General features: G+C 63.3%; 1 protein-coding gene. It reads right to left on the bottom strand.

Features of this window, described 5'->3' with window-relative positions; translation table 11 throughout:
• Positions 1-339 precede the first annotated feature (339 nt).
• Positions 340-1,034 (bottom strand): exo-beta-N-acetylmuramidase NamZ domain-containing protein (locus QZ302_RS10005; RefSeq protein WP_294594982.1); only part of this gene is annotated, 695 nt, incomplete at its 5' end.

Below are 1,034 nucleotides of genomic sequence, written 5' to 3'. Positions count from 1 at the left end.
TAAAGTCAGACCAAGAAAGGGTAGAGGCCGCCGGTTATTTAGGATAGATCCGATCAGTTGGTTAGGGTAGAGGCTGCCCGATTCTTTGGGGTAGACCCGGCCCCTTGCCCCCCGCGAGCAGCACCCCCGTTTATTCCGAGAGGCAACGCAACTGAAAACCGTGGGAGCGGCTGTCCGAGAGGCTGGTGTAGAGGAGCTGCGTGTTGAAGTACAAGTACATCCCACCGCTGCCGTGCACCGACGACGAATAGCAAAATCCGACGTTGCCGTAGCCGTCCAGCACGCCTGAAGCTGACCAGCGGTAGCCCGGGGCGGCCAGATCCAGGATAATAATAAAGGTCAGTATATCAGATATTTTCCCCGTTTTTCGAGAAACCCCCTCGACGGCCTCCAGAACCCCCTGATCTGCGGCGTCACCCGACATCCCGCCTCGAGAAACATCCGCCTCAACTGCCGCGTTCCCAGTACCTTATCGAACATCGCCAACCGGCCCTCCGCCGCCTCTTCCAACGGCTTGTGCCCCGGCGCCATCGCCGCCAGCTCCTGTAGGATGTAGAAAGGAACCAGCGTAAAGAGAAGAGAATCAGCCTTCCCCGCCTCCCTCGGCAGGAAAATCTCCACCCCGTGCATCATCCTCCCCTTGTCCGCCCCGTAGAACGGCCTGTAGTGAATCGGCCGGAAGCGACACCCCGCCAGCTCCGGCAACCCGTTGAGCCTCCGCGCCAACCCCTCCGCATCCCCGATCCACCCCGCCGCCACCGTCCGGAACGGCAACGTGTATCCCACCCCGATATGGAGCGTCCCCAGCTCCCCGATCGTCCCCGTCGCCGGATAGTAGAGCGCCCCCTCCGCCGTCGGAACGTGCGGCGACGTCGCCACCCACGGCAGCCCGCACTCCTCCCACCCCATCTCCCGTCGCCACCCCTCCATCGGCACCACCGTCAGCCCGCACCGCGCCCCTCCCCGCAACATCCCCTCCCCGTCGAGCATCCTCGCCAGCTCGCCCACCGTCATCCCGTGAATGTACGGTATCG

It is taken from the genome of uncultured Rikenella sp., assembly GCF_910579375.1.
In the GTDB taxonomy this organism is placed as follows: Bacteria; Bacteroidota; Bacteroidia; order Bacteroidales; family Rikenellaceae; genus Rikenella.
This window is presented reverse-complemented; position numbering and strand designations above follow the sequence as displayed.